Origin of the sequence: Paraburkholderia sp. BL27I4N3 (assembly GCF_003386115.1) — a bacterium.
Taxonomy (GTDB): Bacteria; Pseudomonadota; Gammaproteobacteria; order Burkholderiales; family Burkholderiaceae; genus Paraburkholderia.
This window is the reverse complement of the sequence record NZ_QREJ01000001.1, coordinates 7,716,126-7,740,045: the sequence shown is the minus strand read 5'-3', so window position 1 is coordinate 7,740,045 and position 23,920 is coordinate 7,716,126. Positions and strand designations below refer to the sequence as shown.

Below are 23,920 nucleotides of genomic sequence, written 5' to 3'. Positions count from 1 at the left end.
CTTCTCCGCGAGGTAGAGCTATGGGGTTGAGCAGGCGTGGCTGCGTTTTTTTAACTTCCGGGTGCAAGTGTCAATCCAACAACGAAACCATCAGTAGAAAATGTCTTTGATACGGTAATACGTGCCCACCAGCGGCAGAAACCAGGGCTTGCCGGTATGCCCGGGAATCGCGGGCCACTCCGACTCGCGCCACGGGTTCTGGTCCTCGTGGCCGTCCATCACATCGGCCATCACCTGGCCCATGTGCGTCGACATCTGCGTGCCGTGGCCGCTATAGCCCATCGAAAAATAGATGCCGTCGTGCTGCCCGGCGTGCGGCAGACGGTCGGCGCTCATGTCCACCAGACCGCCCCAGCAATAGTCGATGCGCGCGCTTGCGAGCATCGGGAACATCGCGGCGAGGCCTTCCTGCAGGATGCGTCCGCTCTTTGCATCGGACGGGCGTTCGGACGCCGTGAAGCGCGCGCGGCCACCGAACAGCAGACGCGAGTCCGGCGTCACGCGGAAATAGTTGTGCATCAAACGCGTGGTCGTGTACGCGCGCCGGTTGGGGAACACTTGCGCCAGCAACTCGGGCGACAAGGGTTCGGTCACGACGATGAACGAACCGATCGGCGCGAGGCGCCGCCGATACCAGCCGAACGGGCCGTGCCGCGACGGACCTGTCGCGATCAGCACCTGCCTTGCGCGCACTTCGCCGCGCGCCGTGGCGATCCGAAAGCCACTGCCGTCTTTCACGATGGCGGTGACCGCCGCGTTCTCGTACAGCTTTGCGCCGCGCCGCACCGCCGCCTCGGCGAGACCGACCGCGAACTTGCCCATGTGCATCTGGCCGCCGTGGCGTTGCAGCAGCCCGCCGTGAAAACTGTCGGACTGGATTTCGCTGCGAATACGGCTGCGGTCGATTAGTTCGATATCCGTATCGACTTCACGGCGAATCGCTTCCGCGGTCTTCTCAAGATGCGCGAGGTGATGCGGCTTGGAGGCCAGTTTCAGCTTGCCGGTCGCGATGTAGTTGCAGTCGATGTTTTCCTCGCGGATCAGCCGCTCGACCGTATCGACCGCATCTGAAAACGCACGGTAGCAGGCACTCGCGCGCTCCACACCGAGTTGCGCGACCAGCGCGACGAAGTCCTGCGCGACACCGGTATTGACCTGCCCGCCGTTGCGCCCGGACGCGCCGCCGCCGATACGGCCGGCGTCGAGCACGGTCACCGCGGCGCCGCGCTTGCCCAGCGCCTGCGCCGCCGACAGCCCGGTGAAGCCGCCGCCGATCACCACCACGTCGGTCTGGCCGTCGACCGGACCCTCGCACGCCGAAAGCAGGGGCGGCGCGGTGTCGAGCCAGTAGGAATCGAGCTTCATCCGGTCTGTCCTTGAGATGGGCAATGAACGTGAAAAACCGGCGCTTACAGGCCGAGTTCCGAAGCCAGATGCGGAATGTCCTGGACCTCGTAGTACTGGTAATAAGGCGTGGACGGTTCGTGGCCGCGGTTGACGAATACCTTGTGCTTGATGCCCATGTCGTGCGCGGTCATCAGGTCGTAGCGCAGGCTCGACGATACGTGCAACACGTCTTCCGGATTGCAGTTGAGCTGGTCGAACATGTATTCGAAGCCTTGCATGCGCGGCTTGTACGACTGCGCCTGCTGGGCGGTGAACACCTTGTGGAACGGCGCGCCGAGCTTGTCGACGTTGCTCTGGATCTGGTCGTTCGAAGCGTTCGAGAGAATCACCAGCTTGTACTTCTTCGCCAGACGAGCGACGCCTTCCGGCACGTCCGGATGCGGGCCCCAGGTCGGCACGGCTTCATAGATGCTCTGCGCACCCGCTTCGTTGAATTCGACGTTCACGCGCTTGCACGCGCGGCGCAGCGCATTGACCACCACGTCGCGATACGGCTTCCATGCACCGAGCACTTCATCGCGACGATAGCCCGCGTAGAACGCGACGAGCTTTTCGAGGTCTTCACCGCTCAGCAAGTGGCCGTACTGTTCGCGCGTCATGTCGGCCATGCGGAATTTCGTCAGCGTGCCGTAGCAGTCGAAGGTGATGTATTTCGGTTCGAATTCGATCATGGTGCAGTCCTATCGTGATGGTGAACCCGCTGTCGGAGTTCATTGGCGGAAACCGCTTTGCGTGAGACCGGAGCAACGCGTCTAAGCGCGCGAGCCGGTCGACTAAACCTCAATTCCTGTTAAAGATTTAATCAGCGCAAAAACATAGATGTTCCTGATTAGTGCGCTGCTGGTGACACAAACATTGCGTTTTAACGCCGCTGACAGCACAGAATGCGGCGTTCGGGCGGAAAGCCTTATCCCGCCTGGATTTGCGGCCGGCGCGCGAGGCGTGCATCGCGCGTTCGGGCGCGCAGCTTGATCAGCACGCTTTCGAACCGCAGGCTGGCCTGGTAAGCGTGGCGGCCGGGATTCCTGCCGCCGCCGTAGCGCAGCGTCGCGCCCGGCTTCAACTCGGCGAAGGTCTCGCCGATGCGCTCGGACAGCGGTTCGACAAGACTTCGCTCGACGTCGTCCGGATTGAAGCTGTCCATGAGCAAGGTCTCCTGGGTGATTAACCAGTGGTCCGCGCGGTGCGTTTCGTGAATGCTTGCGCCATGACAAAATCGTAGAGCCGCGGGCCTGACATATATCGCCGACAAAATTCGCCTCGCAGCAGAAGTTACCTGTAATGCGCACCCAGACCTGGCGTTTTGCATCGAATTTCGATGCGGCCCTGTCCGTGGGCCTCGATAAAAAGATCGTCCTAGTCACACCGCGCACCGGATGACACAGTGACGGCGTAAGCCTTCAGTCAATCAGGGAGTACGGCGTGTCCGATTCGATTACCTATAGACGCTTCACCCTCGACGACATTCCCGCCGCGCACGCGTTGACGGTCGAACTCAAATGGCCGCATCGCGCGGACGACTGGAGATTCGTCCTCCAGCTGGGCGTGGGTTTCGTCGCGGAAGACGCGAGCGGCGTGATCGGCACGGCCCTATGCTGGAAATACGGCGCGCAGCGCGCCTCGCTCGGCATGGTGATCGTGTCGCCGCAAAGCCAGGGGCGCGGCATCGGCAGAAAGCTGATGGAACTGGTGCTGGAAGAACTGGGCGGCCGGGTCACGTTCCTGCACGCCACCACCGCCGGCCAGCCGCTTTATGAAAAGCTCGGCTTTCGTGCCGCGGGCACGCTCGACCAGCATCAGGGCGCGGCGTTTCAGCCGCCGCTCGTATCGCTGCCGCCGGGCGAGCGTTTGCGCCCGCTCGGTTCGAGCGATACGGCGCGCCTGGTCGAACTGGCGTCGCGGGCCAGCGGACTGGATCGCGGCGAGGTATTGCCCGCGCTGCTTGACACCGCCGATGGCATCGCGCTCGACCGCGATGGCGAACTGATCGGCTTCGCGCTGTTTCGCCGCTTCGGCCGCGGCTTTGCGATCGGTCCGGTGGTCGCGGCCGCCTCGGAGGATTCGAGCCGCGCCAAGGCGCTCATCAGCCACTGGCTCGCGCTGAACGAGGGCGTGTTCGTCCGCGTCGATACGCCCAGCGATAGCGGTCTCACGGAGTGGCTGGAAGAGTTGGGCTTGCCGCGCGTGGACACGGTCGTCAGAATGGTCCGCAACGCCACGCCGGGCGAGCCCGCGAGCGCCGGCCAGGACTCGCATTACCTGCAATACGGCATCATCAACCAGGCAATCTTCTGACCGACATGGCCTTCCTCTATAAAGCCGATCCGGCGCGCGGCGCGCAGTGGGCGAAACTCTTCGCGCAGAAAGCGCCTGAGCTGCCGTTCCATATCTGGCCCGATCTCGGCGACCCGGCCGCCATCCGTTATCTCGCCGCCTGGCAACCGCCCGAAGATCCCACGCGCACCTTCCCCAATCTGGAGGTCGTGTTCTCCGTCGGCGCGGGAATCGATCAGTTCGATCTGTCGGGCGTGCCGGAGCATGTGCCCGTGGTGCGCATGATCGAGCCGGGAATCGTCGAAGGCATGGTCGAGTACGTCACGCAGGCCGTGCTGACGATTCATCGCGATCTGTTCGACTACGGCCTTCAGCAACAGCAGCAAGTCTGGCGCGAGTTGCCGCTCAAACCGGCGAGTCAACGCCGCGTCGGCGTGCTCGGCCTGGGTGTGTTGGGCACGGCCGTGCTGGAGCGGCTGCGGCTGTTCGGCTTCGACTGTGCGGGATGGAGCCGTTCGGGCCGCCAGATAGAAGGCGTGACCTGCTATGCGGGCGAAGACGCGCTGGATGCGTTTCTCGCGCGCACCGATATCCTGATCTGCCTGCTGCCGCTCACGCCCGCCACGCGCGGGCTGCTCGACGCGGCGTTGTTCGCGAAGCTGCCGCGCGGCGCGTCGCTGATTCAAACCGGTCGCGGTCCGCATCTGAATCAGCAGGATCTGCTGGCGGCGCTCGAGAGCGGCCAGTTGCACAACGCCATTCTCGACGTGACCGATCCCGAGCCGTTGCCCGCCGGTCATGCGTTGTGGACACATCCACGCGTGCGCATCACGCCGCATATCGCCAGCGCGACGCGGCCCGAAACCGCCGTTGAAGTCGTGCTGGAGAATCTGCGCCGCCATCGCGAAGGCATGCCGATGGTCGGTCAGATCGACCGCGCGCAAGGCTATTGAGGGCAGTACCGCCTGAAACGCCCGCGCGGTGGTGCTTTTCAGCGTCCGCAGCAGAAAATGCCAAGACGGTGCATCAAAACGCGTCGTGCGAGCTTTTCAGGCAATTGTTTAGGTAAGCGGGCGATCGCCGCTGATCAGTAGTATGGAACGGTCAACAGCCCCTTCCCGCGACGAGATACCCACCATGCCGATTCAATCGCTCATCGAAGCCGACCGCAAGCATCTGATTCACCCGGTCATCAACTACCGCGCGCACGAAGCACGCGGCGTCACCGTCCTCGAATCCGCCAGCGGCGCGTTTCTGCGCGACGCGGCCGGCAACGAATTGCTCGACGCGTTTTCCGGACTCTGGTGCGTGAACGTGGGCTACGGCCAGCAGAGCATTGTCGACGCCGCTGCCGCGCAGATGCAGAAACTGCCCTACGCGACCGGCTATTTCCATTTCGGCTCGGAACCGGCCATCGAACTCGCGCAGAAGCTGGTCGAAGTGTCGCCCGCGTCGCTGCAACACGTGTACTTCACACTCGGCGGGTCCGACGCGGTCGATTCGGCGCTGCGCTTCATCACGCATTACTTCAACGCCACGGGGCGGCCGTCGAAGAAGCACATCATCGCGCTGCAACGCGGCTATCACGGCTCGTCGACGACCGGTGCCGGTCTTACCGCTCTGCCCGCGTTCCATCGCAACTTCGATCTGCCGCTGCCGAACCAGCATCATCTGCCGTCGCCGTACGCCTACCGCAGCGATTTCGCCGACGACGCCGCGCTGATCGCCGCCTCGGTCGCAGCGCTCGAAGCAAAGGTGGCCGAGCTTGGCGCCGACAACGTCGCCGCGTTCTTCTGCGAACCGATCCAAGGCTCGGGTGGCGTGGTCGTACCGCCGGTCGGCTGGCTCAAGACCATGCGTGAAAGTTGCCGCAAGCTGGGCATTCTGTTCGTCGCCGATGAAGTCATCACCGGTTTCGGTCGCACGGGTCCGCTGTTTGCCTGCCAGGGCGAAGACGTCGAACCGGATCTGATGACGGTCGCCAAAGGCCTGACGGCGGGCTACGCGCCGATGGGCGCCGTGCTGATGTCGGACGAAATCTATCAGGGCATCGCGGACGGCGACGCCGAAGCCGTGGTCGGCCACGGCCATACATATTCGGCCCATCCGGTGAGCGCGGCGATCGGCCTCGAAGTGCTGCGCCTCTATCACGAAGGCGGCCTGCTCGCGAACGGCGTGGCGCGCGCGCCGCGTTTCGCGCGCGGCCTCGATGCACTGCTCGCGCATCCGCTGGTGGGCGACTCGCGGCATCGTGGCCTGCTGGGCGCGCTCGAACTTGTCACCGACAAGGACAGCAAGGCGGGCTTCGACCCGGCGTTGAAACTGTCCGAACGGATCGCCGCCGCCGCGTATGAAAACCGCCTGATTTTCCGTGCGTTCGGCGACAACATCCTCGGCTTCGCACCGGCGCTTTCCTACACCGAGGCCGAGTTCGATCTGATGTTCGAACGGCTCGAAAAGACCCTCGACGACGTTCTCGCACAAGCCGATGTGCGCGCCGCGTTGAAGGTCAAAACTCATGCCACTGCATGCTAGAGTAGAGGGCCATCCCAGCCCCCACCACGATCGCCGGAGCGACAACGTTACGATGAGCAGCGACTGCAAGCTAGACCGGATTGACCTGCGCATACTTTCCCAGTTGCAGAAGAAAGGCCGCATAACCAACGTCGAGCTTGCCGACGCGGTCGGCTTGTCGCCCAGTCCTTGCCTGATCCGGGTCAAGCGTCTGGAGAAAGCCGGCTACATCATCGGCTACGGCGCGCAGATCCAGCTCGAAAAGCTCGGCGACGTGCAGATCGTGTTCACCGAAGTCACGCTCGCCGATCATCGGCGGGAAGACTTCATCAAGTTCGTGAATGCGATTCGCGACGTCGACGAAATTGTCGAGTGCCATCTGGCGAGCGGCGGTTACGACTATCTGCTGAAGTTCGTCACGCGCAGCGTGAGCCACTACCAGAGCATCGTGGAAGGACTGCTGGAACGCGATATCGGCATCGAGAAGTACTTCAGCTACGTGATCATCAAGTCGCCGTTCGTGAAGAGCCATTACCCGCTCGAAACGCTGTTCTCGCAGAATCATCACTAGGCATTGCTTTGTTGTGGCCGGCCGGATCTTGCCGTCGTTCAGCGTGCAGTATTCAACGTTCGGCAATGCCGGCCACGTTCGCGCCGGCCGCATCGTCGCCCGGCGCGTTGCCTTGCGCGAATTCCTCGCTCAAAAAGTCCACGCAGACGCGCACCTTCGCCGACTGCGCGAGGCGTGCCGGATACACCGCCCACAGGTTCGCCGGTTGCGTGACCTCGGGCAACACCTGCCGCAACTGGCCGCTTTCGAGCAGCGGCCGCACATCCCACATGGAACGCAGCACGATGCCGCGTCCGGCCAGCGCCCACTCCACCGCCACTTCGCCGTGATTGGTCGACAACGGTCCGGTGACCTTGATCGACACGGTCTCGCCGCGCACCGTCAAACGCCACAGACCGAACGGATGGTCGCGCTCCTTGATCGCGAGACAGGCATGCGAGGACAGCTCGGCAAGCTGGCGCGGCGCGCCATGCCGCGCGATGTAATCGGGCGACGCGCACAACACGCGATGATTCGACGCGAGCCGCCGCGCGATCAGATGCGGCGCGATCTCGTCGCCGATCCGCACGTCCAGGTCGAAGCCCTCGCCACCGACATCGACGAGGCGGTCGAACAGATCAAGCCGCACGCTCAGTTGCGGATAGCGCTCGGAAAAGCGCGCGAGCGCGGGCGCGACGAAGCGCCGGCCGAAGCCGAAGCTGCTGGAAATGCGCAGCTTGCCGCCGGGAATGCGGCGCGTGGTGGAAACGTCTTCCACGAGCTGATCGACGTCGTCGAGAATCTTTTCGGCCCACGTGTAGACGCGCTCACCGGCTTCCGTGATCGCGACGCGGCGCGTGGAACGGTGCAATAAACGCGTACCGAGCGTAGTCTCGAGCACGTTGATGCGTTTGCTGACATACGCCGCGGACACCGACAAGGCCTCCGCCGCCGCGCTGAAACTGGACTTGCGCGCTACTTCGCAGAACACGCGCAAATCGCCGAGATCGGGTGATGGGACGGCGGTCATGGGTCGATTGCTCGCACCTGAGTTTGTACACGAATCGTGCACAGTGGCTTAACTAAAGCGACTATTTTAGTCTGAAATAGCAGGAATAAAATAGCCGTTATCGAATCGTCCAGAAGCCCCAACAGAACCCAAGCGGAGGAGCACAACATGTCGAAGAAATATCGGATCGCAGTCATTCCCGGCGACGGCATTGGCGTTGAAGTCATGCCGGAAGCCGTCCGCGTGCTGGAGGCGGTGAAAACGCGCTTCGGCATCGAGCTGGAGTATCAGCACATTGAATGGGCGAGCTGCGAGTACTACGCGAAGCACGGCAAGATGATGCCGGACGACTGGAAAGCGCAACTGCAATCGGCCGACGCGATCCTGTTCGGCGCGGTCGGCTGGCCCGACACCGTGCCCGACCATATCTCCCTGTGGGGATCGCTGCTCAAGTTCCGCCGCGAATTCGACCAGTACATCAATCTGCGCCCGGCGCGCCTCTTTGCCGGCGTGCCTTCGCCGCTCGCCGGCCGCAAGGCGGGCGACATCGACTTCTGGATCGTGCGTGAAAACACCGAGGGCGAGTACTCGTCGGTGGGCGGCGTGATGTTCGAAGGCACGGAGCGCGAATTCGTGCTGCAGGAATCCGTCTTCACGCGGCACGGCAGCGAGCGCGTGCTGAAGTTCGCATTCGATCTCGCGCAACGGCGCGAGCGCAAGAAGATCACCGTGGCTACCAAGAGCAACGGCATCGCGATCAGCATGCCGTGGTGGGACAAGGTTGCGGCCGGCATCGCGGAGCAGTATCCGGACGTGACGTGGGACAAGCAGCACATCGACATTCTGTGCGCGCGCTTCGTGCTGAGCCCGGATCGCTTCGACGTGGTGGTGGCCACCAATCTGTTCGGCGACATCCTGTCGGATCTCGGCCCTGCGTGCACCGGCACGATCGGTCTCGCGCCGTCGGGCAATCTGAATCCGGACCGCAAATTTCCGTCGCTGTTCGAACCCGTGCACGGATCGGCGCCGGACATCGCCGGCAAGAACATTGCCAATCCGATCGCGATGATCTGGTCGGCCGCGATGATGCTCGACTTCCTCGGCAACCACGAGGGCAAGGAGCGCGAGGCGCACGACGCGATCCTCGCCGCCATTGAAGCAACGCTGGTGGAAGGCCCGCATACCGGCGACCTCGGCGGCAAGGCGAACACCACTGAAGTCGGCCAGGCGATTGCGGCAAAACTCGCCTGAGTCTTTCGTTCACTTTCTGCCAGGACAACTCGCATGAGCATGGAAGCCTACCCCATTGAAGTCGAATTCCCCGATATCTCGGCGCACGAACAATCGGCGTCCGGCATCGCTTACGTGCATACGTTCGATTCGGGCGCGCCGGGTCCGCATGTCATGATCAACGCGCTGACGCACGGCAATGAAGTGTGCGGCGCGATCGTCGTCGACGAATTGCTGCGCCGTGAGTTGCGGCCGCGGCGCGGGCGTCTCACGCTGGCGTTCGCCAACGTCGACGCTTATCGGAGTTTCGATCCCGCGCAGCCGGATGCGGCCCGCTTCGTCGATCAGGACTTCAACCGCGTGTGGACCGCCGCGATGCTCGACGACACCTCGCGCACGTCCAGTGAACTGGAACGCGCGCGCGCGATGCGGCCGGTGATCGACGCCGTCGACGCCCTACTCGATCTGCATTCCATGCACGAGAAGAGCAAGCCGCTGATCGTGGCGGGACCGCTGCAAAAAGGCATCGATCTCGCCGTGCGGCTCGGCACGCCGGCCACCGTGATCTGCGACGAAGGCCATCCGGAAGGCCGCCGCATGCGCGACTACGAAGGTTTCGGCGATGCGGCCAGTTCGAAGAACGCGCTGCTGATCGAATGTGGACAGCATTGGGAACAGAGCGCGGTTGCGGTCGCGCGCGACACCACCGCGCGCTTCCTGTTGCTCGCCGGCGTGATCGACGAAGCGGACCTGCCGGAAGGTTGGCTTGCTCCACTGCCGCCGGTACAGCACATTGTCCGCGTGACGCAGCCGGTGGTGGCCACCAGCATGGATTTTCGTTTTGCGGCGCCGTACACGGGTCTCGAGATCTTCGCCGAGTCCGGCGCCGTAATCGGCTGGTCCAACGGCGAGCCGGTCACCACGCCCTACGACAACTGCATGCTCGTCATGCCTTCGCTGCGGCAACTGCGGCCCGGCGTGACCGTCGTCCGGTTAGGCAAGATCGAGCAGACCGTGACGAACACCCAAGCCAGCGGCCAGTAAAGCGGCCCGTGCACACTCAAAAGGTAACGTGAAGATGAAGGTACAGCAGCTCAAGCAAAGCGTGAATCTGCAGAATCTTGAAGACTGGGGCAAGGTAGGATTGCCCGATACGACGCCAATTCAGGTGTCAGGCGTGCAACGCGTTATCAAGGGCAGCGAAGCCGTCGATACCGGCATCTTCGAATGCACCGCCGGCACCTATCGCCGCTCGGTCAAGCAGGCCGAGGTGATGCACTTCATTGCGGGACGCGGACGCTTTACGCCTGACAACGAAGAGACCATTCACTTTCAGAGCGGCGATACGCTCTTTTTCGAAGCTAATACAGAAGGGCTCTGGGAAGTCGAAGAGACGATGCGCAAGGTCTACGTCATCTTCTGAACGTCGCGTCATAAGTTGCACCGAGCGGCGGCCTGCACCGCGCCAAACCGCTAAGGCCGGCGCTCCACCCTCTCTCTTGCCCCTCCTCCCCGCGCGCGCCTCGACCATTCGGCTCTGTCGCGCCGCCTCCCAGCGCTCCCCGCTTTCCCATGCGCGTCCGCGACAGCGTCGGGTAATCCCGCGTTGCTCCCATGTTGTCGTCCTACTTACAATTCAGCTTCGTTCGCAGATAGAATCTACGTTCTTATTATGAACATTTACGCGTTGCAACTATTACTTGCCGTCCCTGCGGCGTAACTGGTTCGCCGCGGCATGGGCGTCGCACGGCTTCTAAAACGGCGTCCGATCGTATAAAAAGAAAAGGCTCGTTCCCGCGAGCCTTTGCTTATCCGGCAGTGAGGAGACCATCATGAACCGCAGCACGGCTGTGAACGTTCAAGCATTTATCAACGAACATCCCTTTTCGCCGTTCCAATGGCTCGTGTTCTCCATGTGTTTCATCATCGTCCTGCTGGACGGTTTCGACACGGCGGCGATTGGCTTCATTGCGCCTTCGTTGATCGCTGAATGGGGCATCACCAGACCGGCGCTCGCGCCCGTGCTGAGCGCGGCGCTGTTCGGCCTCGCCTGCGGCGCGCTCGGCTCGGGTCCGCTGTCCGACCGGCTCGGGCGACGTTCCTTGCTGCTCGGCTCGGTGCTGCTGTTCGGCGTGGCGTGCCTCGGCTCCGCCTTCTCGACCAGCATCGAACAACTGACGACACTGCGCTTCATCACCGGCGTCGGTCTCGGCGCGGCCATGCCGAACGCCGTGACGATGATGGGCGAATACTGCCCGGACCGCCGCCGCGCGACGGTGATCAACCTGATGTTTTGCGGCTTCCCGCTCGGCGCCGCGTTCGGCGGGTTCCTCGCGGCGTGGATGATTCCGCATTTCGGCTGGCGCAGCGTGCTGCTGCTCGGCGGTATCACGCCGCTTCTGCTTCTGATCGTGCTGGCGATCAAGATGCCGGAATCGGTGCGCTACATGGTGGCCAATAACAAGCCGGTCGAACGGATCCGCGCGGCGCTCGCGCGCATTTCGAGCGAAGCTGCGCAAGCGGGCAGCTTCGTCATGACCGAAACGGCGCCGCAAACCGGCGGCAAGGGTGCGGCGGTAGTGCTGTCGCGCTCGTACATCATCGGTTCGGTGATGCTGTGGATCACCTATTTCATGGGTCTCGTGATCTTCTACGCGTCGATCAACTGGATGCCGATCCTGCTGAAGGACGCCGGACTCACGCCGCAACGCGCGACACTGATTTCCGCGCTGTTCCCGCTTGGCGGCGTGGGCGCCGTGCTGTGCGGCGTGCTGATGGACCGCTTCAACGCGAACCGGATCATCGCGGCCTGTTATGCGTTGACGGCCGTGAGCGTGTACTTCATCGGTCAGGCAGTGGGCAATGTGGGCGCGCTGGTGTTCATCGTGTTCGTCGCGGGCGTGCTGATGAATACCGCGCAATCGTCGATGCCCGCGCTCGCCGCCGCGTTCTACCCGACCGAAGGCCGCGGCACCGGCGTGGCGTGGATGCTCGGCATTGGGCGCTTCGGCGGGATTGCCGGCTCGTTCCTCGTGGCCGAACTGACGCGTCGCCATTTTTCGTTCGCGGGCATCTTCGCCATGATCGCGGTGGCGGGTCTGATTTCGTGCGTGGCGTTGCTGATCAAGCAGGCGGCGCGGCCGCATGTGGCGAACGTGGGTGCGCCGAAGGCGGAGTCGTTCGGGCATTGAGCGGGTGAGTCGAATGCGTACCTAATCGACTCAAATCATGAGTCGATTAGCTCCCACGAGGCTGAACGGCCGGTTGCACGTAATTCTGAGGCCGGATTCGGCATAAAGCTGTTGTCCCTGACAGTGAAGGGTTCGTGACTTTCCCGATAAACTACGCGCTTGTTGACCCGTGCCCATCTACCACAGGATTCAGGGAATGAAACGCGTAGTCGTATCCGCGCTGCTTGCGGCGTGCCTCGCGCAGCCGGCCGTTCAAGCCGTTGCGCAAACCGTCAGCGATCAATGCTTCGCGATCGGCGATATCGCCGGACAGGTCGCCTCCTGGCGCGCGCACAAAAAGACCAGGGCGCAAGCGCTCGAGCAGGCGGCCAGGTACTACAACGATGCGGCTGACCGGCAAGCGGTCAGCGCCATCATCGAGAAGATCTACAGCCCGGACGCGCCGCGCATGACGCCGGATCAGGCCAGCATGGCGTTCACGTCGGATTGCGCGAACCGTAAGGCGCAGACGCCCAGGCAGTAGCGCCTGCACTGCCTCTGGCGTTTGCGCAGCGCCCTGCTACGTCAGCGCGTTGCCGTGACAATGCGCTGAACCCCGCTCATTGCCGATCGGTTCTGTCGAACGACCAGCCGGTTCAGGCGACCTTCCACGCGCAGGCATCGGCCGTTCTTGAACGTGCCGGCATGAATCAGCAGAAAATGCTGTGATCGCCACAAAAAAAACGGCATGCGCACCACCGGCGCCTCGATTGGCAATTTCATCGATTGCGGCAGAGGCGTAGCATCGATCCATCAATCGACGCGCGTACGCGGCCGCGTGCCTCGCTACGTCAAGGGCAACCTGAAGGAGCAACCGAATGTCTCTCGCATTGACACGCAATGAACTGATTCGCTCGCAGAACCTGATCGACGGAGCATGGACCGGCGCCGCCGACGGCGCCCGCTTTGCCGTCACCAACCCGGCCACCGGCGAGACGATCGTCGAAGTCGCCGACAGCGGCGCCGCTGACGCGCGTGCCGCCACCAACGCCGCAGCCCGCGCGTTCCCCGCCTGGCGCGACAGGCTGCCGCGCGAGCGCGCCGAGATTCTGCGCCGCTGGCATGCGCTGATCGTCGCCAATACCGACGACCTCGCGAAGCTGATGTCGATGGAACAAGGCAAGCCGCTCGCGGAGGCCCGCGGCGAAGTCGCTTATGGCGCGTCGTACGTGGCCTGGTTCGCCGACGAAGCGACCCGCATCTACGGCGATCTGATTCCGCAGCAGCAGCGCGGCAAGCGCATGAGCGCGGTGAAGGAGCCGGTCGGCGTGGTCGCGGCGATCACGCCGTGGAATTTCCCGCTGGCCATGATCGCCCGCAAGATCGCGCCCGCGCTCGCGGCGGGTTGCACCGTGGTCGCCAAACCCGCCGAAGACACGCCGCTCACCGCGCTCGCCCTCGCCGCACTCGCTCAGGAAGCCGGTTTGCCGGATGGCGTGCTGAACATGCTGTCGGCGTCGCGTGAACAGGGCATTGCCGCCGTTGCCGACTGGCTCGCCGACGCACGGGTACGCAAGATCACCTTCACGGGTTCGACGCCGGTGGGCAAGCATCTCGCGCGCGAATCCGCGGGCACGCTGAAAAAGCTCTCGCTGGAATTGGGCGGCAACGCGCCCTTCATCGTATTCGACGACGCCGATCTCGACGCGGCCGTTACCGGCCTGATGGCGGCGAAGTTCCGCAATGGCGGCCAGACCTGCGTGTGTCCGAACCGCGTCTATGTGCAGGCCGGCGTCTATGAGCGTTTCGCCGATCTGCTCGCGAAACGCGTCGGCGCGCTGAAAGTTGCGCCTGCAACCGACCCGCAAGCGCAAATCGGCCCGATGATCAACGAACGCGCGATCGAGAAAATTGCCCGTCACGTGGAAGACGCCGTCAAACATGGCGCGAAGGTGCTAGTGGGCGGCAGGCGCCTGACGGAATTCGGACCGAACTACTACGCGCCGACCGTGCTGACGGACACGAAGGAAGGCATGCTCGTCTGCTGCGAAGAGACCTTCGGCCCGGTCGCGCCGCTATTCCGTTTCGACGACGAAGCCGAAGCGATCCGTCTCTCCAACGACACGCCGTTCGGCCTCGCCGCCTACTTCTATACGCAGGACGTGAGGCGTATCAACCGCGTGGCCGCGCAACTCGAAGCAGGCGTGATCGGCATCAATGAGGGCGCGGTGTCGAGCGAAGCGGCGCCGTTCGGCGGCGTAAAGGAATCGGGCTACGGCCGCGAAGGGTCGAAGTATGGGCTCGACGATTACATGTCGATTAAGTACATGTGCCAGGGCGGGCTGGATTGACGGGCCGCCCTCCCGCAAGAGCCTGAACACCTGAACGCCTGAACACCCTGCCGCCGAACGCCATCGCTTCCCAGTTGTGAGAAGCGCTGCGCCGAGGCGGCAGTTCTCATTTTACCCGCAATAAATCCAGTACGTCGCCAGACCCAACGCGTTCGCCGCTCAAGAGAACGCAGCCCCTCTCGCCGTAACACCCCTCGCGCGAAATACCGTAACCGTCATGCACACGATTCATGACGGCCATTTTTGGCCTGAATTTGACCGCCTATTTCCGCGGTCATATTGTTCGACCATGCCTGCCGGCTCGTTTCGCCGCTCCTGCCGAACACCATGACAAGAACGCGCGACCCTCCACATCGTGACCCTCCACCTGCCATGACCCGCCATGAATTCTGACGCGACAGCCGCTCTGACACCTCTGCCCGCAACCCGGCCCACCAGCAAGGTTCGTCGCGCAGTGACGACCGCCGTGCTCGGGCAGGTCCTCGAATGGTATGACTTCTTCCTTTACGGCACCGCTGCCGCGCTCGTGTTCGGCAAGCTGTTCTTTCCCGTCGGCAGCGATCCATTGACGGGTACGATCGCCGCATTCGGCGGCTTTACGGTGGGCTTTATCGCGCGGCCTATCGGCGGCGTGTTATGCGGCCATATCGGCGATCGCTACGGCCGCAAGACGGTCATGATGCTGACGCTGCTCGTGATGGGCACGGCCACCGTCTGCATGGGTCTGCTGCCGACCTATCAACAGATCGGCCTTGCCGCGCCCGTCTTGCTGGTGCTGTTGCGCATTCTGCAAGGCCTCGCCGCCGGCGGCGAATGGAGCGGCAGCATCCTGCTGATTCACGAAAGCGCGCCCGCCTCGCGGCGTGGCGCGCTCGCCGCCTGGAGTCCGTGCGGCGCGGCGTTCGGCTTCGTGCTGTCCACCGCCGCGTTTCTGCTCGTGCAAACGCTCTCGCCCGCCGACTTCCACAGCTGGGGCTGGCGCGTGCCGTTCCTCTGCAGCGCCGTGCTGGTCGCGCTGGGTCTGTGGATGCGCCGCTCCGTCGACGAAAGCGCGGAGTTCGCCGCCGTCAAGGCGACGCACCGCGACGCCCGCATGCCGATCGTCGAAGTGCTGCGCCAATGTCCGCGTCAGGTGCTGACCGTGTTCGGCCTGCGCTTCGGTGAAGGCGCGGCGTCGTACATCTTCTTCGCGTTCTCGATTGCGTACGGCCAGTTCATCGGCCTCAAATCGAGTTGGGTGCTAGGCGGCCTGACCGTGTCGATGCTGTTGATGATTCCCGTGTCCCTGTTGATGGGCCGTCTCACGGACCGCGTCGGTCGCAAGCCGGTTTATCTCGCCGGCGCCGTGGCGATGGTGCTGGTCGCCTACCCGTATTTCACGCTGCTCGGCTCCGGCGTGCTGTGGAAAGTCGTCGCGGCGCTCGTGCTCGCCAACAGCATCACGCTCGGCATTCTGGAAGGCGCGCAGCCTGCTTTCATCAGCGAATTGCTGCCCGTTCATTTGCGCTTCTCGGGGCTCGGCATTGGCCGCGAGATTTCGTCGGTACTCGGCGGCGGCCTCTCGCCGATGGTGGCGACCGCGCTGCTCGCGCATTACCGCAGCGCCGCGCCGGTGGCGATTTATCTCGCCGTGCTCGGCTTGATCACGGTGCTCGCGACCTGTCTCGCGCCGGAAACCTTTCCCAAAGCGCTACGCCTTCAGGCGAAAGCCAAAGAGCACGCCGGGCACGAAAGCGTCTAAGCGCGCTTCTTCCGCACCCATTCACTTTCTTTCGAAGCCGTCATCATGCAAAGCCTTCAGATGAGCACTCTTTCGACTTACGCCTACAAACCTCGCGCGACCGATCACGCGGATCCGTATCCCGACTACACCGGCCCGCTCACACTCGATGCGCTGATCGGCGAGATCGAGCGCCGCCGCGACGAGTTCGATCATCTCTCGCATGTGCCGCGCGACATGATCGCGAAGATGAAGCGCGCCGGCATCTTTCGGGCGAGCACGCCGCAGCGCTTCGGCGGCGACGCGCTGCCGCCGGCGCAATTCCTGCGGATGCTCGAACGCATCGCGAGCGCCGACGGCTCCGCCGCGTGGGTCGCGGCGTTCGGCTCGGCGAATACCTACCTCGCCGCTTTGCCGATCGAAACGCAGCAGCAGATTTACGCCGCCGGCCCCGACCAGGTTTTCTCGGGCGGCCTCTATCCGCTGCAACCCGCGACGAAAGCGCCGGGTGGCTTCGTGGTCAGTGGGCAGTGGCGCTTCGCGAGCGGCTGCAAGGGCGCCGACTGGATCGGCGTCGGCATCGGCGGCACGCCCGCCAATTCCGGCGATGCGGGCGCGGGCAAGCCGTTCACGGCCGTGTTCCCCGCGCATGAAGTGGAGATCGTCGAGAACTGGAACGTGGTCGGCATGCAGGGAACCGGCAGCCACGATTTGCGGCTGCGCGAGAAATTCGTCGATACACAATGGACCTTCGTGCGCGGCGGCGCGGCGCTGATCGACGAACCGCTTTACCGCTATCCCGCTGTCGCGTACCAGGCGCAGGTGCACGCCGCCGTCAACATCGGCCTCGCGCGCGCGGCGCTCGACCTGCTGACGGACATGTCCGGTTCGACCAAAACCACCACCGGCGCGCCGCGTCTCGCCGACCGTGGCTACTACCGCTCAGGCCTCGCGAAAGCGGAGGCCAACTGGCGCAGCACCCGCGCGTTCTTCTACGAATCCGCCGAGGCCGCGTGGCGGACGATCATCGACGGCGATCCCGTTTCCCAGGAGCAGGCCAATCTGTTGCGCCTCAGCGCGACGCACGCCGCGCAGATCGGCGCGGAAGTGGTGATGCAGGCGTATCAGATGGCGGGCATCGCCGCGATCTATCGCGAGAACCGTTTGCAGCGCCTCGTGCGCGATTCGATCGTCGTGACACAGCATGCGTTTCTCGGCGAAGGCACGTATGACGCATCCGGCGCGCTGTTCGCCGGCGTGCCGCCGGTCACGCCGTTTCCCTAACGCGGCGCGTCCCGACTCAGGCCAATGCAAAAGGAAAACATCGTGACGATCGAAGACACCAGAAAGCGTTTCCGCGATGCGATGGCGTGCCTGCCGGCCGCCGTCAACATCGTCACCACGGACGGACCCGGCGGCCGCTGCGGCATCACTGCAAGCGCGGTTTGCTCGGTGACGGACGCGCCGCCCACCATGCTGGTCTGTATCAATCAGGCCAGCTATGTGCATGACGTACTGCATCGCAACCGCAGCGTGTGTATCAACGTGCTTGCCGCCGGGTGCCAGGAAGTGGCCCGTGATTTCGCCGGCATGACAGCGTGCTCGATGGACGAGCGTTTCGGACGCCATGCGTGGACCAGCGGCGCTTTGCAGGCGCCGGTGCTCGCGGATGCGATCGCCAGTCTCGAAGGCGAGATCGTCGACATCAAGACGGTCGGCTCGCACTCGGTCATGTTCGCGCAGATTCGGCACATCGCGTTGCGCTCGGACGGCGACGGGCTCATCTATTTCGGCCGCGAGTTTCATCGGCTGACACGGCCGCAAGCGGCGGCGCACCTGGCTGCAGCGCCGGGCGCGAGGTGAGCGTGGAAGTCTGCTTCTTTCTCCTTGGCCACGGTACGTCTGCATCTGCGCCTCGCTTCGAGCCAACACCGCGAAACGTAGAGGGATTGCGCCGTTATGTGACCCACGTACCCGCGGCATCGGACGACTGCGATCCTTTGTCGAAGTCCGACGTATCCGCGCGACCTCGCTGCGTGCTGCAATGGTATTTCGACGACCTCGAACTGCTTGAACAAGCGCTGCAACCGAAGGGTGCGATTCACGACGTCGTAAAGGAATCTGCGAGCACGGGTCTCACCTTTGTGCAGCAAGCCATGGCGGTCAGGCAATTCACCACCCCGGATCCAGGCGATCTTGACGCACGCGCCGAACGCTGCACCTACCTCGTCAGCTACGAAGGCGAAGCGCAAGACTTCAACGCGTGGCTCTCGCATTACCTCGCGCATCATCCACCGCTGATGGCGCAATTGCCCGGCATTCGCGAGCTCGAAATCTACACGCGGCTCGATTACCGCTCGGGTCTCGACGTCGAGCGCGCCATGGCCATGCAACGCAACAAAGTCGTCTTCGACGATTCCGCGTCGCTAGCGGACGCGCTGGCCTCGCCGATACGCGCCAGCATGAAGCAGGATTTCAACGCTTTTCCGCCCTACAGCGGCGCGACGCTGCATTTCCCTATGCGTAGCATTTACGGTAATCTGAAACCCAAATAAACGCCCGCCCTCGCCGCGATCCGAACGTCATGACCAAGTCGCACCCCGGCATTACGGATTTGAACCTGCTGCGCGTATTCCTGGCCATCTCCGATCTGCGCAGCCTGACCGCCGCGGGCGAGCGTCTCGGACTCACACAACCGGCGGTCAGCCACGCGTTGCGCCGGCTGCGCGTTTTATTCGACGACCCACTGTTCGTTCGCACGCCCACCGGCATGGTGCCCACCGACGCCGCATTGCGCCTGCACGCGCCGTTGACTCAAGCGCTCGGCATCATCAACGACGCGGTCCAGCAAATCGCCAAATTCGATCCCGCCACGGCGCAGCGCGTGTTTCGCGTGTCCATGTCGGATATGTCGGAGTTCTATTTCCTGCCGCCGCTTCTTTCGATGCTCGACCGCAGCGCGCGCGGCATTCGCCTGGAGATCGCGAACGTCTCTGTCGATTCGGTGAGTTCGGCCATGCGCAGCGGCAAGATCGACCTGGCGCTCGGCTACGTGCCTGGTCTCGATCCAGGATGCGTGAGCAGGACGCTGTTCGTCGACGAACATGTTTGCGTGGTGCGGGCGGGCCATCCGCTGCGCAAACAGAAGCCGACCAAAGACGACCTTGCGAGCCTGCGCTACGTCTACGCCAGCACCAATGCGACCGGTCACCGGATGGTCGAACAGTGGCTCGAAGAATTGAATCTGCGCCGTGATATCGTGCTGCGCCTGCCGCATTTCGTGGTGGCGCCGGAGATCGTTCAGCATACCGACCTCGCCGTGATCTTTCCGCGAAGTATCGCGCAGCGCTTCAATCGCAACAAAGCCTTTCGCATTTTGCCGTTGCCGTTCGCGCTGCCGCCCATCGAAATCCAGGTCCACTCGCACTCGCAATTTTCGGCGGATCCGGGCATTGCGTGGTTGCTCGATGAGATTTACGGCATGTTCCATCAATCGCCTGATAGCGGTAAGACACGAATGGGAAAACCGCTATGAACATCAGAGCCCTGCAATGCTTCGTGATTCTCGCGGAGGAACTCAATTTCAGCCGCGCCGCCGAGCGCCTGCATATCGCGCAGCCCGCGCTGAGCCAGCAGATCCGTTCACTCGAAGAACGGCTCGGCACGCAACTGGTGGATCGCGCACGACGTCCGTTGAGTCTCACCGAAGCGGGCCACTATCTGTGCAACGAGGCGCGTCAGATTCTCGGCTCGCTGGAACAGGTGACGCTCGTCGCGCAGGAAATCGGCGTGGGCCGGCGCGGCTGGCTGAGTGTGGGCTTCACGCGTTCGTCGATGTACAGCGTCTTGCCGCCCGCGCTGAACGCGTTTCACAAGGCGTATCCGCAGGTCGAACTCAAACTCTTCGAAATGCTCACCGAAGAACAGACCGATGCGCTGCGCGACATGCGCATTCACATCGGCATCGGCCGGCAGCCGCTGACGGTTGAAGGCTGCACCTCGTATACGCTGCTTCGCGAGCGCGTCGTGGCCGCGCTCGACCCCAGTCATCCGCTTGCAGCGCAAAAGAAGGTGAGCATCGCCGATCTCGCCGACACGCCGCTGATTCTGTACCCGAAGCATCAGAATGCGCAGTTCAAGCGCTCGGTGCAATCGCTCTATCGCGATGCGGGCATCACCCCGCTCGTCGCGCACGAGGCTTATGAAATCCAGACCGCGATTGCCCTGGTTGCGGCAGGCCTGGGCGTGACGTTTATCGGCGAATCCGTGGCGCGGCACGCACGCACCGATGTGGTTTACCGTCACCTTACCGGACCGGGCTCGTCGTACCGCTCCACGCTTGCCGCCACCTTCCGCACCGACGACGCTTCGCCCCACCTGCGGGCGTTTCTGGCTTGCCTTCCCGCACCGCTCAAAACCAGTGCACTATAAGCAAAAAGCTATAGAAGAATAAGCAAGCGGTCTTGGACTCCCTGTCCGCACGTTCTTATCATTGACCTCACACATGATTAGAACGCAGCGTTGGCTAAGGCTATCGCCGCAAGGTAGGAGACAGGATGACCGCGATCAACGAAGCCGTAACCATGCGAAAAGTCTACGGGCGCCTCATGCCCCTGCTCTTCGCGATGATGTTCTTCAACTATCTCGACCGGATCAATATCGGTTTCGCCGCGCTGGACATGAACAAGCAGCTCGGTTTCAGTCCGGCCGTGTTCGGCTTCGCGGGCAGCATCTTCTTCGTCGGCTACATGCTGCTGGAAGTGCCGAGCAATCTATTGCTGCATCGCGTCGGCGCACGCCGCTGGATTGCCCGCATTCTTCTGACGTGGGGCGCGGTCGCCGCGGCCACGGCTTTCGTGTTCAACGATTCGAGCTTCTACGCGCTGCGGTTTCTGCTCGGCGTGATGGAAGCGGGCTTTCTGCCGGGCGTCGCGGTCTATCTGACGAAATGGTTTCCGGTGCGTTACCGTGCGCGGGCGGTTGGAGGTTACATCATCGCCGGTTCGTTTTCGGCGGTGCTGGGCGGCCCGATTTCGACCGCGTTGATGACCTACGCGAACGGCATTCTCGGTTTGCAGGGCTGGCAGTGGATGTTCATCCTCGAAGGCGTGCCGGCCATGCTGCTCGGCCTGTTGACGCTGCGCATCATGACCGAACGCCCCGCCGACGCCGACTGGCTGTCCGACGACGAAAAGCGCTGGCTCGAGTCGACGCTCGCCGCCGAGCGTCAAGCCGTAGGCGGCAACGCGCATTTTCCCTTGCTGCGTGTGGCGGGCGACATCCGCGTGTGGAGCCTGGCGTGTCTATTCGGTTGCGCGCTGGTCGGTATTTATGGCCTCTTCCTCTGGCTGCCGCAGATCGTCAAGAGTCTTGGCCATCTGAGCAATCTCGAAGTCGGCTTTCTGTCGGCTGCGCCGCCCTTGCTCGGCGTGTTGGGCACCTTCCTGATCAGCCGCAGTTCCGACCGCACCGGCGACCGCAAGAAGCACCTCGCCTTCGTGTACGGCATGAGCGCGCTGGCCATTGCCGGCAGCGCGTACGCACCAAACCCCGTGATCGCTTATGTGCTGCTGTGCGTCACCGGTTTGTTCATCTATGCAGGCAACCCGCTGTTCTGGAGTCTCGCGTCCTCCTTCAGAACCGGCGCAGCAGGCGCGGCGACGATCGCGCTGATCAACACCATCGCGCAGTTCGGCGGGCTGGTCGGCCCGTGGAGCATCGGCCTCGTGCGCAATGCGACCGGCAACTTCAAGCTGGCCTTGCTGACGATCGCGGCCTTTCTGATTGTCGCGACGATCATCGCGCTAGTCATGCGGGTCGCGCCGGTTGAAGACGAAGCGAACTCGCTCGCCACCGGCGACGCCGCGCCGCGCGCCTGAAAGGCCGAGCGGCAACACATAACGCCTGACAAAACAGCGGACTGAATCTGCGCACGCATTACCTGCGTGCGCAAGGACAACTTACAGGATTTGCACACCATGATCATCGATTGTCACGGTCATTACACGACCTCACCGCGCCAGCATGAAGCCTGGCGCGCGCAGCAGATCGCCGCGCTGAAGGACGGCGGCACGACGCCACCGCGGCCCGTCATTACCGACGACGAGATTCGCGAGAGCATCGAGGGTGGCCAGTTGCGGATTCAGCGCGAACGCGGGACGGACCTCACGATTTTCTCGCCGCGTGCGGCCGGCATGGGTCATCACCTCGCCACTGCCGAAGCCAACGCGCTCTGGTCGAGCGAATGCAACGACCTCGTGCATCGCGTGTGTGACCTGTTTCCGCGCAATTTCGTCGGCGTATGCCAGTTGCCGCAAGCGCCCGGCGTCGCGCCCGCGAACTGCATCGGCGAATTGCGGCGCTGTGTCGAAGAGCTCGGCTTTATCGGCTGCAATCTGAACCCGGATCCGTCCGGCGGCCACTGGTCCGGCTTGCCGCTCACGGACCGTTGCTGGTATCCGCTCTATGAAGCGATGGTGGAGCTCGACGTGCCGGCAATGATCCACGTCTCGTCGTCCTGCAATCCGAATTTCCATGCGACGGGCGCGCATTACATCAACGGCGATACGTCGGCGTTCATGCAGTTGCTGCAGGGCGATCTGTTCGCCGACTTTCCCACGCTGCGCTTCATCATCCCTCATGGCGGCGGTGCGGTGCCCTATCACTGGGGACGTTATCGCGGACTCGCGCAGGACATGAAGCGTCCGCTGCTCAGCGAATATCTGCTAAAGAACGTGTTCTTCGATACCTGCGTCTATCACCAGCCCGGCGCCGAACTGCTCGCCAAGGTCATTCCGGTGGGGAACATTCTGTTCGCGTCGGAGACCATCGGCGCGGTGCAGGGTATCGATCCGGAGACCGGCCACTATTACGACGATACGCGCCGCTATATCGACGCCATCGAATGGCTCAGCGACGCGGACCGTCAGCGTATCTACGAAGACAACGCGCGCCGTGTCTATCCGCGGCTCTCGCGTCAACTCGATCTACAACTCGCTGCGCAAGTAACTCAAGGGGCAACGGTATGAATCCAATCGGATGGCGCGAATACGACTCCGCGCCTCAGGCCGACGCGGCCACGCTCGAAACACTTCGTGAACTGGCCGTCTCGCTGCTGAGCGACAACATGGCGCGCGCGAGCGGCATGGTGGGCTTGCGGCCTTATCACCAGCCGCGCCCGATGGCCGGCACTGCAGTCACGGTCCACACACGGCCGGGCGACAACCTCGCGATACATCGCGCGTTCGACTTTTGCCGGCCCGGCGACGTGCTGGTGATCGACGGTGCGGGCGACCTCACGCAGGCGCTGATGGGCGAGATCATGGCGAGCTTCGCGGAAAGTCTCGGCGTGCAAGGCCTCGTAATCGATGGCGCGATCCGTGACGTCGGTTCGCTGCGACAGCGCGAGTTTCCCGTCTATGCGCGCGGCGTGACGCATCGCGGGCCGTACAAGAACGGACCGGGCGAAATCAACGTGCCGGTCACGGTCGGCGGCACGGTGGTGCATCCTGGCGATATCATTGTCGGCGACGAAGACGGCCTGCTCGCGATCACACCCGCCGACGTGGCAGCGGTGATCGAAGGCGCGCGCCGCCAGCACGCGAAGGAAACGGCGGCGCTGAAGTCGATTGCCGAAGGCAAGTTCGACCGTTCGTGGGTCGTTCCGCACCGGGAACGGATGATGAACAACTGACC

At 63.3% G+C, this 23,920-nt stretch carries 23 protein-coding genes; 19 read left to right on the top strand and 4 right to left on the bottom strand.

All coding sequences use genetic code 11. The features are described from left to right. Window positions 1–90: 90 nt before the first annotated feature. The 3 genes from B0G71_RS35100 to B0G71_RS35090 all read right to left on the bottom strand — a co-directional run bounded on the left by B0G71_RS35100 (window position 91) and on the right by B0G71_RS35090 (window position 2,551). Entirely contained in the window at window positions 91–1,365 is a 1,275-nt protein-coding gene (locus B0G71_RS35100) for an FAD-binding oxidoreductase (protein WP_116147706.1), read from the bottom strand. Between the two features lie 44 nt (window positions 1,366–1,409). Next, window positions 1,410–2,078, bottom strand: a complete 669-nt coding sequence (locus B0G71_RS35095; protein WP_116122075.1) for a haloacid dehalogenase type II — start codon at window positions 2,076–2,078, stop codon at window positions 1,410–1,412. A gap of 236 nt (window positions 2,079–2,314) precedes the next feature. Next, window positions 2,315–2,551 carry a hypothetical protein gene (locus tag B0G71_RS35090; protein WP_116147704.1) on the bottom strand — a complete coding sequence of 79 codons (237 nt, stop codon included), beginning with the start codon at window positions 2,549–2,551 and terminating at the stop codon, window positions 2,315–2,317. A gap of 278 nt (window positions 2,552–2,829) precedes the next feature. On the opposite strand from B0G71_RS35090, the gene B0G71_RS35085 reads away from it, so the two are divergent. The 4 genes from B0G71_RS35085 (at window position 2,830) to B0G71_RS35070 (ending at window position 6,766) form a co-directional block, all read left to right on the top strand. Then, window positions 2,830–3,702, top strand: a complete 873-nt coding sequence (locus B0G71_RS35085; RefSeq protein ID WP_116122077.1) for a GNAT family N-acetyltransferase — start codon at window positions 2,830–2,832, stop codon at window positions 3,700–3,702. A 5-nt stretch (window positions 3,703–3,707) separates the two neighbouring features. Further along, window positions 3,708–4,634 (top strand): glyoxylate/hydroxypyruvate reductase A, encoded by a 927-nt coding sequence (locus B0G71_RS35080; RefSeq protein ID WP_116147702.1) that lies wholly within the window; start codon window positions 3,708–3,710, stop codon window positions 4,632–4,634. Between the two features lie 184 nt (window positions 4,635–4,818). Continuing rightward, the gene (locus B0G71_RS35075; RefSeq protein WP_116147701.1) at window positions 4,819–6,216 is read left to right on the top strand and encodes an aspartate aminotransferase family protein; all 1,398 of its coding nucleotides are present in this window, start codon (window positions 4,819–4,821) and stop codon (window positions 6,214–6,216) included. Between the two features lie 52 nt (window positions 6,217–6,268). Continuing rightward, a complete protein-coding gene (locus B0G71_RS35070; RefSeq protein ID WP_011491802.1) occupies window positions 6,269–6,766 on the top strand; it encodes an Lrp/AsnC family transcriptional regulator in 498 nt (165 codons plus the stop codon). Between the two features lie 52 nt (window positions 6,767–6,818). Here the strand turns inward: B0G71_RS35070 and B0G71_RS35065 are convergent, their stop codons facing one another. After that, a complete protein-coding gene (locus B0G71_RS35065) occupies window positions 6,819–7,775 on the bottom strand; it encodes a LysR substrate-binding domain-containing protein (RefSeq protein ID WP_116147699.1) in 957 nt (318 codons plus the stop codon). 147 nt (window positions 7,776–7,922) lie between these two features. On the opposite strand from B0G71_RS35065, the gene B0G71_RS35060 reads away from it, so the two are divergent. The 15 genes from B0G71_RS35060 to B0G71_RS34985 all read left to right on the top strand — a co-directional run bounded on the left by B0G71_RS35060 (window position 7,923) and on the right by B0G71_RS34985 (window position 23,918). Next, window positions 7,923–9,005 (top strand): tartrate dehydrogenase, encoded by a 1,083-nt coding sequence (locus tag B0G71_RS35060; RefSeq protein ID WP_116147698.1) that lies wholly within the window; start codon window positions 7,923–7,925, stop codon window positions 9,003–9,005. A gap of 33 nt (window positions 9,006–9,038) precedes the next feature. Beyond that, complete coding sequence (locus B0G71_RS35055) at window positions 9,039–10,028, top strand: succinylglutamate desuccinylase/aspartoacylase family protein (protein WP_116147696.1); 990 nt, start codon at window positions 9,039–9,041, stop codon at window positions 10,026–10,028. A 34-nt stretch (window positions 10,029–10,062) separates the two neighbouring features. After that, window positions 10,063–10,407 (top strand): cupin domain-containing protein, encoded by a 345-nt coding sequence (locus B0G71_RS35050; protein ID WP_116147695.1) that lies wholly within the window; start codon window positions 10,063–10,065, stop codon window positions 10,405–10,407. Between the two features lie 409 nt (window positions 10,408–10,816). Beyond that, on the top strand, window positions 10,817–12,175 hold the full coding sequence (locus tag B0G71_RS35045) for an MFS transporter (protein WP_116147693.1): 1,359 nt from the start codon (window positions 10,817–10,819) through the stop codon (window positions 12,173–12,175). 196 nt (window positions 12,176–12,371) lie between these two features. Then, window positions 12,372–12,698: a hypothetical protein gene (locus tag B0G71_RS35040; RefSeq protein ID WP_116147691.1), complete on the top strand. Its 327-nt coding sequence runs from the start codon at window positions 12,372–12,374 to the stop codon at window positions 12,696–12,698. Between the two features lie 334 nt (window positions 12,699–13,032). Beyond that, window positions 13,033–14,505 carry an NAD-dependent succinate-semialdehyde dehydrogenase gene (locus B0G71_RS35030; protein ID WP_116147687.1) on the top strand — a complete coding sequence of 491 codons (1,473 nt, stop codon included), beginning with the start codon at window positions 13,033–13,035 and terminating at the stop codon, window positions 14,503–14,505. Window positions 14,506–14,887: 382 nt separating this feature from the next. Continuing rightward, on the top strand, window positions 14,888–16,246 hold the full coding sequence (locus B0G71_RS35025) for an MFS transporter (protein ID WP_116147685.1): 1,359 nt from the start codon (window positions 14,888–14,890) through the stop codon (window positions 16,244–16,246). Window positions 16,247–16,306: 60 nt separating this feature from the next. After that, window positions 16,307–17,509, top strand: coding sequence for an acyl-CoA dehydrogenase family protein (locus B0G71_RS35020; RefSeq protein ID WP_404935435.1), 1,203 nt, complete (start codon window positions 16,307–16,309; stop codon window positions 17,507–17,509). Window positions 17,510–17,533: 24 nt separating this feature from the next. After that, window positions 17,534–18,088, top strand: a complete 555-nt coding sequence (gene hpaC, locus B0G71_RS35015; RefSeq protein ID WP_116147681.1) for a 4-hydroxyphenylacetate 3-monooxygenase, reductase component — start codon at window positions 17,534–17,536, stop codon at window positions 18,086–18,088. A gap of 2 nt (window positions 18,089–18,090) precedes the next feature. Continuing rightward, entirely contained in the window at window positions 18,091–18,780 is a 690-nt protein-coding gene (locus tag B0G71_RS35010; protein WP_116147680.1) for an EthD family reductase, read from the top strand. Between the two features lie 29 nt (window positions 18,781–18,809). Beyond that, a complete protein-coding gene (locus B0G71_RS35005; protein WP_116147678.1) occupies window positions 18,810–19,760 on the top strand; it encodes a LysR family transcriptional regulator in 951 nt (316 codons plus the stop codon). After that, window positions 19,757–20,656 carry a LysR family transcriptional regulator gene (locus tag B0G71_RS35000; protein ID WP_116147677.1) on the top strand — a complete coding sequence of 300 codons (900 nt, stop codon included), beginning with the start codon at window positions 19,757–19,759 and terminating at the stop codon, window positions 20,654–20,656. Before B0G71_RS35005 ends, B0G71_RS35000 begins: the two co-directional genes overlap by 4 nt. Before the next feature lie 125 nt (window positions 20,657–20,781). Continuing rightward, window positions 20,782–22,104 carry an MFS transporter gene (locus tag B0G71_RS34995; RefSeq protein ID WP_116147675.1) on the top strand — a complete coding sequence of 441 codons (1,323 nt, stop codon included), beginning with the start codon at window positions 20,782–20,784 and terminating at the stop codon, window positions 22,102–22,104. A 99-nt stretch (window positions 22,105–22,203) separates the two neighbouring features. Then, window positions 22,204–23,253, top strand: a complete 1,050-nt coding sequence (locus tag B0G71_RS34990; RefSeq protein ID WP_116147673.1) for an amidohydrolase family protein — start codon at window positions 22,204–22,206, stop codon at window positions 23,251–23,253. Next, window positions 23,250–23,918, top strand: a complete 669-nt coding sequence (locus tag B0G71_RS34985; RefSeq protein WP_116147671.1) for an RraA family protein — start codon at window positions 23,250–23,252, stop codon at window positions 23,916–23,918. The genes B0G71_RS34990 and B0G71_RS34985 overlap by 4 nt, the downstream gene beginning before the upstream one ends. Window positions 23,919–23,920 lie beyond the last annotated feature (2 nt).

What these genes read in the sequence shown, in the direction of transcription:
- B0G71_RS35100 (WP_116147706.1), bottom strand. Translation starts at nt 1,365, where the DNA reads ATGAAGCTCGATTCCTACTGGCTCGACACCGCGCCGCCCCTGCTTTCG.
- B0G71_RS35095 (WP_116122075.1), bottom strand. Translation starts at nt 2,078, where the DNA reads ATGATCGAATTCGAACCGAAATACATCACCTTCGACTGCTACGGCACG.
- B0G71_RS35090 (WP_116147704.1), bottom strand. Translation starts at nt 2,551, where the DNA reads ATGGACAGCTTCAATCCGGACGACGTCGAGCGAAGTCTTGTCGAACCG.
- B0G71_RS35080 (WP_116147702.1), top strand. Translation starts at nt 3,708, where the DNA reads ATGGCCTTCCTCTATAAAGCCGATCCGGCGCGCGGCGCGCAGTGGGCG.
- B0G71_RS35075 (WP_116147701.1), top strand. Translation starts at nt 4,819, where the DNA reads ATGCCGATTCAATCGCTCATCGAAGCCGACCGCAAGCATCTGATTCAC.
- B0G71_RS35070 (WP_011491802.1), top strand. Translation starts at nt 6,269, where the DNA reads ATGAGCAGCGACTGCAAGCTAGACCGGATTGACCTGCGCATACTTTCC.
- B0G71_RS35065 (WP_116147699.1), bottom strand. Translation starts at nt 7,775, where the DNA reads ATGACCGCCGTCCCATCACCCGATCTCGGCGATTTGCGCGTGTTCTGC.
- B0G71_RS35060 (WP_116147698.1), top strand. Translation starts at nt 7,923, where the DNA reads ATGTCGAAGAAATATCGGATCGCAGTCATTCCCGGCGACGGCATTGGC.
- B0G71_RS35055 (WP_116147696.1), top strand. Translation starts at nt 9,039, where the DNA reads ATGAGCATGGAAGCCTACCCCATTGAAGTCGAATTCCCCGATATCTCG.
- B0G71_RS35050 (WP_116147695.1), top strand. Translation starts at nt 10,063, where the DNA reads ATGAAGGTACAGCAGCTCAAGCAAAGCGTGAATCTGCAGAATCTTGAA.
- B0G71_RS35045 (WP_116147693.1), top strand. Translation starts at nt 10,817, where the DNA reads ATGAACCGCAGCACGGCTGTGAACGTTCAAGCATTTATCAACGAACAT.
- B0G71_RS35040 (WP_116147691.1), top strand. Translation starts at nt 12,372, where the DNA reads ATGAAACGCGTAGTCGTATCCGCGCTGCTTGCGGCGTGCCTCGCGCAG.
- B0G71_RS35030 (WP_116147687.1), top strand. Translation starts at nt 13,033, where the DNA reads ATGTCTCTCGCATTGACACGCAATGAACTGATTCGCTCGCAGAACCTG.
- B0G71_RS35025 (WP_116147685.1), top strand. Translation starts at nt 14,888, where the DNA reads ATGAATTCTGACGCGACAGCCGCTCTGACACCTCTGCCCGCAACCCGG.
- B0G71_RS35020 (WP_404935435.1), top strand. Translation starts at nt 16,307, where the DNA reads ATGAGCACTCTTTCGACTTACGCCTACAAACCTCGCGCGACCGATCAC.
- hpaC (WP_116147681.1), top strand. Translation starts at nt 17,534, where the DNA reads ATGCAAAAGGAAAACATCGTGACGATCGAAGACACCAGAAAGCGTTTC.
- B0G71_RS35005 (WP_116147678.1), top strand. Translation starts at nt 18,810, where the DNA reads ATGACCAAGTCGCACCCCGGCATTACGGATTTGAACCTGCTGCGCGTA.
- B0G71_RS35000 (WP_116147677.1), top strand. Translation starts at nt 19,757, where the DNA reads ATGAACATCAGAGCCCTGCAATGCTTCGTGATTCTCGCGGAGGAACTC.
- B0G71_RS34995 (WP_116147675.1), top strand. Translation starts at nt 20,782, where the DNA reads ATGACCGCGATCAACGAAGCCGTAACCATGCGAAAAGTCTACGGGCGC.
- B0G71_RS34990 (WP_116147673.1), top strand. Translation starts at nt 22,204, where the DNA reads ATGATCATCGATTGTCACGGTCATTACACGACCTCACCGCGCCAGCAT.
- B0G71_RS34985 (WP_116147671.1), top strand. Translation starts at nt 23,250, where the DNA reads ATGAATCCAATCGGATGGCGCGAATACGACTCCGCGCCTCAGGCCGAC.